The sequence below is a fragment of the Acinetobacter sp. GWC1_38_13 genome, assembly GCF_001767535.1.
GTDB classification, from domain to species: domain Bacteria; phylum Pseudomonadota; class Gammaproteobacteria; order Pseudomonadales; family Moraxellaceae; genus Acinetobacter; species Acinetobacter junii.
In genome coordinates, this window is record NZ_MELG01000068.1 from 8,863 (window position 1) to 18,218 (window position 9,356).

Annotated in this window: 11 protein-coding genes; 8 read left to right on the forward strand and 3 right to left on the reverse strand. The window is 40.0% G+C overall.

The genetic code is table 11. The annotated features are described in order from the left end of the window. Positions 1–56: 56 nt before the first annotated feature. The 6 genes from A2003_RS06630 (at position 57) to ychF (ending at position 6,463) form a co-directional block, all read left to right on the forward strand. Positions 57–1,280 (forward strand): SfnB family sulfur acquisition oxidoreductase, encoded by a 1,224-nt coding sequence (locus A2003_RS06630; RefSeq protein ID WP_286687015.1) that lies wholly within the window; start codon positions 57–59, stop codon positions 1,278–1,280. Beyond that, positions 1,280–2,692, forward strand: coding sequence for an LLM class flavin-dependent oxidoreductase (locus tag A2003_RS06635; protein WP_151738926.1), 1,413 nt, complete (start codon positions 1,280–1,282; stop codon positions 2,690–2,692). Before A2003_RS06630 ends, A2003_RS06635 begins: the two co-directional genes overlap by 1 nt. A 27-nt stretch (positions 2,693–2,719) precedes the next feature. Beyond that, positions 2,720–3,550, forward strand: a complete 831-nt coding sequence (locus A2003_RS06640; protein WP_125272545.1) for a MetQ/NlpA family ABC transporter substrate-binding protein — start codon at positions 2,720–2,722, stop codon at positions 3,548–3,550. 11 nt (positions 3,551–3,561) lie between these two features. After that, a complete protein-coding gene (locus tag A2003_RS06645; RefSeq protein ID WP_151738927.1) occupies positions 3,562–4,632 on the forward strand; it encodes a methionine ABC transporter ATP-binding protein in 1,071 nt (356 codons plus the stop codon). Then, positions 4,613–5,272, forward strand: coding sequence for a methionine ABC transporter permease (locus A2003_RS06650; RefSeq protein WP_087540784.1), 660 nt, complete (start codon positions 4,613–4,615; stop codon positions 5,270–5,272). Before A2003_RS06645 ends, A2003_RS06650 begins: the two co-directional genes overlap by 20 nt. 99 nt (positions 5,273–5,371) lie before the next feature. Then, entirely contained in the window at positions 5,372–6,463 is a 1,092-nt protein-coding gene (gene ychF / locus A2003_RS06655) for a redox-regulated ATPase YchF (RefSeq protein WP_004911821.1), read from the forward strand. 85 nt (positions 6,464–6,548) lie between these two features. On the opposite strand, the gene A2003_RS06660 is transcribed toward ychF, so the two are convergent. Next, positions 6,549–7,121, reverse strand: coding sequence for a hypothetical protein (locus A2003_RS06660; RefSeq protein WP_151738928.1), 573 nt, complete (start codon positions 7,119–7,121; stop codon positions 6,549–6,551). Positions 7,122–7,249: 128 nt separating this feature from the next. Then, positions 7,250–7,783 carry an Mpo1 family 2-hydroxy fatty acid dioxygenase gene (locus A2003_RS06665; RefSeq protein ID WP_151738929.1) on the reverse strand — a complete coding sequence of 178 codons (534 nt, stop codon included), beginning with the start codon at positions 7,781–7,783 and terminating at the stop codon, positions 7,250–7,252. Between the two features lie 106 nt (positions 7,784–7,889). Here A2003_RS06665 and A2003_RS06670 point away from each other — a divergent pair, with 106 nt between their 5' ends. Next, entirely contained in the window at positions 7,890–8,594 is a 705-nt protein-coding gene (locus A2003_RS06670) for a Crp/Fnr family transcriptional regulator (protein WP_005402441.1), read from the forward strand. 143 nt (positions 8,595–8,737) lie between these two features. Here A2003_RS06670 and A2003_RS06675 read toward each other — a convergent pair whose 3' ends face one another. Next, positions 8,738–9,199, reverse strand: coding sequence for a hypothetical protein (locus tag A2003_RS06675; protein WP_004911833.1), 462 nt, complete (start codon positions 9,197–9,199; stop codon positions 8,738–8,740). On the opposite strand from A2003_RS06675, the gene A2003_RS06680 reads away from it, so the two are divergent. Next, a partial coding sequence (locus tag A2003_RS06680; protein WP_286687016.1) for a hypothetical protein occupies positions 9,166–9,356 on the forward strand: 191 nt, incomplete at its 3' end. The two genes, A2003_RS06675 and A2003_RS06680, sit on opposite strands and share 34 nt — an antisense overlap.

Genomic DNA, 9,356 nt, shown 5'->3' on the forward strand with positions numbered 1-9,356 from the left:
TTACCTCAATGGTACACACCCTGCCCGCCATGCCTGGATTTAAGGAGCAAATCATCATGACCTCTTATCAAGAGTTACAAGGTTTTGCCAAAACCAATTTTAAAGCAGCCCATATTATCCAAAGTGATGCAGAAGCCCTAGAAATTGCAACTCAACTCAGTCAACAGTTTAAACAAAATGCGGTGGAACGCGATGCCAATCGAAACTTGCCGTTTACTGAAATCGAAGCCTATAGTCAGTCAGGTTTATGGGCAATTACGGTACCTAAGCAGTACGGTGGTGCAGAAGTTTCCAGCCTAACTGTAGCTAAAGTGATTGCGCTGTTTAGTGGTGCGGATGGTTCAATCGGTCAGATTCCACAAAACCATTTTTATGCATTGGAGGTATTGCGCAATACTGGTACGGAAGCGCAAAAGAAACACCTCTATCAAGAAGTGTTACAAGGTGCGCGTTTTGGTAATGCACTGGCTGAATTTAAAACACGTACCTCTGCACATAAGCAAACCACATTGATTCCAAGCGAAAACGGTTATCTGATCCAAGGGGAAAAATTCTATTGCACTGGTAGCCTATTCGCCCATCGTATTCCAACCTTAGTGGTGAATGAATCTGGACGCGAATTTTTGGCTTTTGTACAAAGAGACAGTCAAGGATTAGAACTGATTGATGACTGGTCTGGCTTTGGGCAACGGACTACCGGCAGCGGTACAGTCAAATTTCATCAGGTTTTTGTTGCCAAAGAGGATGTGATTCCTTTTGATACCGCCTTTAAGCAGCTATCTTTGGTAGGACCATTTGCTCAAATCATGCATGCCGCGATTGAAGTCGGGATTGCTCGTGCTGCTTTTGAAGAAACCCTAGAACGTGTACGTGTTGCCCGCCCTTGGATTGATGCCAATATTGATTCCGCCACTCAAGACCCCCTAACCCTATCTGAGCTGGGTCGTGTGGCAACCGATGTCAAAGCCAGCGAACTTTTACTAAAACAAGCAGCTCGCTCTGTAGATATTGCCAAACAAGATTTGAATGCGGAGACCTTAGCCAAAGCCTCAATTGATGTGGCAAAAGTACGTGCGCATAGTACTGAAACTGCATTAAAGGCATCATCGAAACTGATTGAATTAGCAGGTAGTCGCGGCAGTCAACGTGCTGATGGTCTTGATCGTCATTGGCGTAATGCACGTGTACACACCTTGCATGATGCTGCACGCTGGAAATATTACTTCATCGGTAATTATGTGTTGAATGGCATTCTGCCTCCACGTCGGGGGAATTTGTAATGAGCCAAACGACTGCTAAAAAAATCTTGTTAAATGCCTTTGATATGAACTGTGTCGGTCATATCAATCATGGCTTATGGACGCATCCGCGTGATCAATCACATCGCTTTAATGAACTGAGTTATTGGACTGAATTGGCACAAACTTTAGAACAAGGTTTGTTTGATGGTTTATTTTTAGCTGATATTACAGGTGTTTATGATGTCTATCAGAATGGCATCGATCTCACTCTGAAAGAATCGATTCAGTTACCAAGTCATGACCCTTCCACCCTGATTTCAGCAATGGCTTTGGTTACGCAGAATTTGAGTTTTGGTGTCACGGTCAATCTCAGCTATGAGCAGCCCTATCAATTTGCACGGCGTTTTGCCAGTCTTGATCATTTAACTCAAGGTCGTTTGGGCTGGAATATTGTTACTGGCTATTTGGATAGTGCCGAACGGCTTATTGGGCAAAAAGGTTTAAAAGATCATGATGCGCGTTATGATCAAGCCGAGGAGTTTTTACAACTTTGCTATCAATATTGGGAAGGTTCTTGGGAAAATGATGCCTTAAAAAAAGATAAGCAACAGCGCGTTTTTACTGATCCCAATAAAGTCCACTCGATCAATCATCAAGGGCAATATTACCAAAGCCAAGGTGTATTTCAGGTTGCACCTTCGGTTCAACGTACGCCAACACTCTTCCAAGCTGGTGCATCCCCGAAAGGACTACAGTTTGCCACGCGCCATGCTGAATGTATTTTTATTGGTGGTGATCAACCAGAAAAGATTCGTCAACAGGTCAATAAAATACGACTACAAGCACAACAACAAGGTCGTGATGCAAGTGCGATTAAAATATTTGTCGGCATTACCGTAGTTGTGGCTGAAACACATGAACTTGCCCAGCAAAAACTGACTGAATACCGTCAATATGCCAGCCCTGAAGCAGGTCTAGCACATTATGCCAGTTCAGTCGGAATTGATCTTGCCAAGTTTGCAGATGATGAAACGATTCCTTATCAAAAGAGCAATAGCATTGCTTCTGTCAATGAAAAGTTTAAAGAACAGCGCATCAGCAAGAATGACTTAAAAGCACAACATATTCTGGGTGGACGTTATCCACTCATTGTCGGTAGTGGTACTGAAGTTGCGGAATACCTGATTGAGCTGCTCGATCAAACTGGCATTGATGGTTTTAACCTAACTCGTACGGTTGCACCTGAATCACACCATGACTTTATTCGACTGGTGATCCCTGAGTTACAGCAACGTGGACGTTATAAAACTGAATATGCCACAGGTTCACTGCGGAACAAACTGTTTGCCCAAGGCGATCATTTAGCTGCAAGCCATCCTGCTAACCAGTTCCGATGTAGACCGCATAACAACACAGATACCCTAAAAATAATTGAAGAAATTAGTGCTTAACATTTAAGAAAAGAATTGGAGAAATATATGGCTCAAACAGCCTCAAAAAAATGGCTTGGTATTGGCCTTGTCGTCGTCGTTGCGATTATTGCCTTATTGATTTGGAATAAACAAAGACAGAACCATAGCAGTGAACTGGTGATTGGGATCAGTCCTTCTTGTGCTCATCCACTGCAAGTTGCAGCAGATGAAGCCAAACAACAAGGTTTGAATGTCAAATTGGTCGAGTTTTCAGACTGGAATACCCCAAACATCACTTTGAATCATGGCGATATTGATGCGAACTTTTTCCAGCATCAACCTTTTTTGGATAATGCCATTAAAGAAACTGGCTTTAAATTAAAGTCATTTGCTGCGGGTGCGGCTTCACATGTTGGACTGTATTCAAAAAAATATAAAAGTTTTGATGAACTTCCGAATGGTGCAACTGTTGCGATTCCGAATGATCCTGTCAATCAAGGGCGTGCTTTATTGCTATTGCAACAAGCCAAGCTGATTGAGCTGAAAGACAGCAATAATCACCTTTCTGCACTGAAGGACATTACAGCGAATCCGAAGAACCTGAAATTTACCGAAGTTGAAGGCCCTCAAACTGCACGTGCCATTGATGATGTTGATCTCGCTTTTGGCTATCCACATTACTTACGTTTAGCCAAAACGGCTGATCCTGAAAGTGCCTTGTTGTTTGATGACAATACCAATAAACGTTATGCGATTTTATTTGTGGTGCGTGATGATTATCAGGACAAAGACAACAAACTACAGAAATTTGTCGAGATTTATCAAAACTCAGCAAAAGTTAAAGCAGCCTTGGATAGCGATTTCGGTCCAACGTTGTGGTTCCCAGGTTGGAAATAAGGAGAACAATCATGGTGAGTTTTGGTTCACAGGTCGATTTTTCAGTCCCGCATCTGAAAATACGTGGTTTAAATAAGTTTTACAATGTACAGGGCCAACGCTTAAATGCCTTAAAAGACATTCATCTCGATATTCCCAAAGGACAGATTGTTGGGATTATTGGAAAAAGCGGTGCGGGTAAATCCTCCCTACTCCGTACCTTAAACGGCTTAGAGTCGATTGATACAGGCAGTATTTTGATTCATCAACAAAATATCGCAGAATTGAGCCATGCCGAGTTGATCAAAACTCGGCAGAAAATTGGCATGATTTTTCAGCATTTTAATTTAATGTCTGCCAAAACGGTATGGGAAAACGTAGCTTTACCGCTGCGTATTGCAGGTTATGACAAGGCTGAGATTGAACAACGGGTCAGCGATGTACTGACGCTGGTGGGATTAGAAGCGAAGCGACATGATTACCCTGCTCAACTGTCTGGTGGACAGAAACAACGTGTTGGTATCGCACGTGCTTTGGTTTCTCAGCCTGAAATCCTGCTTTGTGATGAAGCCACCTCAGCACTGGACCCTGAAAGTACCGCCAATATTCTGTCCTTATTAAAACAGATCAATCAGGACCTCGGTTTAACCATCGTCTTGATCACCCATGAAATGCAGGTCATCCAAGAAATTTGCGATCAAGTGATCGTAATTGATCAAGGTGAAATCGTTGAGTCTGGACAAGTCTGGTCGGTATTTTCCAATCCACAACAACAGATCACACAGGAATTACTCAATTTTGAACAGGTGAATTTACCCTTTGAGTTGAGCCAAACCATTCTGCCTCAGAGCACCCATCAGATCTTAAAATTAAAATATGCCTGTGAATCGAAATCGGTGCCTGATTTATATGAACTATTGGATGGTTTTAATAGCCCAGTTCAGGTGTATTACAGTCAAATTGATAGCATTCAGCAGCGTACCATCGGCTCATTGATCATCGGGATTCGCAATCTCGAATTTGATCTAAACCACCCACAATCTGAAAAACATCCAGCAATAACACAACTTGAGGTGATCGGTTATGTACAATCAACTCATTGATCTATTACTCACAGGAACCACCGATACTTTAATCATGGTCGGTGTTTCTGCAATTCTCGCCTTTTTGATTGGTCTGCCCATTGCCTTAATTTTGGTGAGTACTGCTGATTTTGGCATTTATCCTTCCAAGAAAATCAATCAATCCTTAGGCTGGATCATTAACATCACTCGATCAGTCCCCTTCCTGATTTTGATGGTGGCTTTGATTCCATTTACCCGTTGGATCGTCGGCACAAGTTACGGCGTCTTGGCTGCAATTGTGCCCTTAACCATTGCTGCGATTCCGTTCTTCGCCCGTATTGCGGAGGTCAGTCTACGTGAAGTCGATCAAGGGTTGATTGAAGCAGCACAAGCAATGGGCTGTAACCGTAAGCAGATTCTTTGGCACGTGCTGCTTCCGGAAGCATTACCCGGAATTATTGCAGGTTTTACCGTGACTATTGTCACCATGATCAGCTCTTCTGCCATTGCAGGTGCGATTGGTGCAGGTGGGCTCGGTGATATTGCCTATCGTTATGGCTATCAGCGTTTTGATATGCAAGTCATGCTGGCGGTGATTTTAGTCCTGATTGTTTTGGTCATGTTGGTACAAACGACAGGTGATAATATTGCCAAACAACTCGATAAACGAAAAGTTTAAGCTTGAAATAAAAATCCACACTCGCCATGACCTGACTTTGTCATGGCTTTCATGTAAAATCAGCAGCAATTTTTAAATAACACATTTGTGAGTGGTTTCATGGGTTTTAATTGCGGTATTGTTGGTCTGCCAAACGTAGGTAAATCTACATTGTTCAATGCATTAACAAAGGCAGCGATTGCAGCTGAAAACTTTCCGTTCTGTACCATTGAACCAAACACAGGCATTGTTCCTGTTCCAGATCCACGTTTAGACAAACTTACAGCAATTGTTAAACCACAACGTGTTATTCCAACTACGATGGAATTCGTTGATATCGCAGGTTTGGTTGCTGGTGCTTCAAAAGGTGAAGGTTTGGGTAACCAATTCCTTGCCAATATCCGTGAAACAGATGCAATTGCACACGTGGTTCGTTGTTTTGAAGATGAAAACGTGATTCATGTAAATGGTAAAATTGACCCATTAGATGACATCGCAACTATTAACACTGAACTTGCTCTTGCTGACCTTGATACTGTTGCAAAAGCATTACTACGCTTAACTAAAGCGGCGAAAGGTGGTGACAAAGATGCGATTGCCACTAAAGCAGCTTTAGAAAAAATTCAACCATTATTAGATGAAGGCAAACCAGCTCGTGCCGCTGACCTATCAGATGATGAGCGTAAAGCTGTTCGTGGTTTTGGTTTAATGACACTTAAACCAACTATGTATATTGCTAACGTTGCAGAAGATGGTTTTGAAAATAATCCACATCTTGACGCAGTAAAAAAACTTGCTGCTGAAGAAAATGCGATTGTTGTACCACTTTGTAACCAAATCGAAGCTGAAATTTCATTATTAGAAGATGAAGACCGTGCTGAATTCTTAGAAGCAATGGGTATGGAAGAGCCAGGTCTAAACGTAGTGATTCGTGCAGGCTATAGCTTACTTGGCTTACAAACATACTTTACTGCAGGCGTACAAGAAGTTCGTGCTTGGACAGTTAAAGTGGGTGCGACTGCACCACAAGCGGCTGGTGTGATTCACACTGATTTTGAAAAAGGTTTTATTCGTGCAGAATGTATTTCTTACGATGACTTTATTCAATACAACGGTGAAAACGGCGCGAAAGAAGCAGGAAAATGGCGTCTAGAAGGTAAAACTTATGTCGTTCAAGACGGTGATGTCCTTCACTTCCGTTTCAACGTATAAATCAAAGTTTTGATTTCCAAACCGCCAATTTGACCTGATTGGCGGTTTTTTTATTTTTTTATTACCACTTAAATTTAAAAACAACTTATAACAATAACTTTTTCAATTGTTGCGTTACATGCAATCTCGCTTTTTTCTGCTTAAAGATAGTTGGGATATGTAATAAAAAGAAAGAATGTCGATAATTTTTGTGGTCTCTTAGGTTTTCATTTAGATAATGATACAGATCCAAAGCAGCCTCACGATGAAACGCCCATAAAACTTGCTGTTTATACATCACAGTGTAATAAGCATCATTCGGCCAGTTTAAATGATGCTTTTGTTGACAATTACATGATTCGCAAACGACTCCTCCATGACTTAGTCTGGAATAACGTGCATGCCAAACTTTTGCATCATAGCCTTTAGGTAAGTCTTGAATTTGTTCAATCGGAATTGATAAATTTGGATAATAAAATGCAGCATGCCAATAAGCTCCGCAACTATCCTGAAAGCGCTCATATTCAAAATTAGCATGTTGTTGGAAATACTCGACATCTTTCTTGAGTGTTATCTTGGCTATTCTGGCAAATTCGAAATTAGCTTTACCGACACAACAACATGGACATTTAATTTCTAATTTTTCAGGTAAGGACCAATATTCATAAATTCCTGTCATTTGCTCTTTAATAATAAATCATCAACCTAAACCGAAAATAAGCTTAGCAATTAGATCAAGCTTTTGGAATCAGTAAATGAAAAAGCCCAGTCGTTATGAGCTTGGCTTTTTAACTTGTAATAGATCAATTAAGACGCTGTTTGCGGTTTCATATCCATTTCTGCACGTTTCATTTGTGCTTCTTTTAAAATACGTTGATGTAATTGCTTACGGAATCCAAGTAGAAAAACGAACTCTGCTAATACAAATAGAGGTCCTATTGCTAAACCAATCAAATCATCAACAAATGCAGGTTTTTTCTTCTCGAAATAATGCCCTACAAATTGAAATACCCAACCTACTACAAAAATACCGATACTCGCTCCTAACCAGCTCCACATCGGTAATACGGCTATTTTTACTGCAAGTGGATATGCTGCGATGAATATAATCAACATTAGAATGCCAAATAACTTATCTAATGATATATAGTAAATTGTACTCAATACAATCAGTATCGATGCCAAAGTCACTGAAACTCCTGATATTTCTACTCCCACACGCGCAGTTAAGCATAAAATTGAAAAAACAATCAGTGGAATACCCACAAAATGGGTCACAATATTTTTCTGATCCAAATGATATGCAGCATACTGACTGAGTAGACGCTCCAAATTTGTCATTTTTAATTCACCATATTATTTGTGTATGTTATTAATCTATTACAAATCAGCAAATAAAAATGTCATGTAGCTGACAAATGGATTTATATTTTTAAAAGGAAATAGAGTGTTAGATCCCATTCATATTCACCATTTACAGCAAAATTCGTGGTTTAGTCATCTTGCAGAGCCTTTCAAGCAGTTCATTTTGAATCATGGTAAGAAACTTATAATTGAAAAAAATGCCGCTGTGTTTAATGCTCAAGATCAATTTGATGGTGTGTATGGTGTTCTCGATGGCTCAATTAGTTTGGGTTACATAGACGTTAACGGTAATGAAGCAATTGCTGCTATCGCTGAACCAATCATGTGGTTTGGCGAGATTTCTCTCATAGACAAACAACCACGCTCTCATGATGCTATTGCATTGAAAAAAAGTGTTGTGCTTCAAATCCCAGCTCAACCTCTGAACGAGTTTTTATCTAAAAATCCCTATTATTGGTATTTCTTTGCCCTACTGACCAGTCAAAAACTTCGCTATGTCTTTTTAGAGCAAATTGCAATTCAAACTCAAACGATCAGTCAGCGTCTTGCTCAACGCTTGTTATTTATATTAGAAGGTTACGGTAACCGCTCATCCATTCAAGATCTAAATATTCAAATCTCACAAGATCAACTTGCCAATATGCTGACAGTCTCTCGGCAGACTGTAAATCAAGAATTGAATGCTTTCGAAAAACAAGGAATCATTCAATTAGGATTTAAAAAAATCATCGTTATAAATTTAGATGGGTTGAGACATTTAGCTGCGGTGAATAATCTGAATCAATAAAAGTAAAATGTTTGTTTGATATCTGGGATTTATTTTTCTAATAATGAGCAATCTAAAAACCTGAAAATAAAAAATTTGAAAAATAGAAGCTACATAAAACCTAAAGCGAAAATCGTATTCTCGCTTTAGGCGCGAATTTAAATTTACTTCGGTGAAGTATTACCTAATGCTGGATTGTCAATTGCATCCTTACACTGGGCTTTATCGCGCTCATAATCTGATTGCTTCTGACCTGAGTTATTTGCATTGTCTTTAACATCTCTAGCCCAACTATCTAGGCTTGTGAGCGCTTTACGACATAAAGCATATTTCCCTTCCGTCACAGAATCAGTCATTTTGACATTAATACGCCAATCTGTACTCAACTGACGGATAGGCTTTCTCACCTTCTCTTCGATATCAGTAACTTGCTTGTTATATACAAGTACATCTATCTCATTAATTAACTTCCAAGCAGCATTTGCATATGTTGTAGCGTCATTCGTTAATTTTGGAGCTGGTTTGATTTCAACCTTTTTCTCGCTTTCACTGTTTGAGTTACCACATGCAGCTAAAAAAGGACAAATCATCAGTGCTGCTAAAAGATGAACTCTTGCATTTAACATATAAATTCGCCGATGAAAAATTTGGTCTTTATGCTAGTCAATTTAGTCATAATTCTCAACGGCTGTTGACACATTATCATGCAGCTATGACATTAATCGTTTTAGACACAATAAAATCATTGGCTTTGTTGCACAAAGATTTGAAATGCAAAGCGCC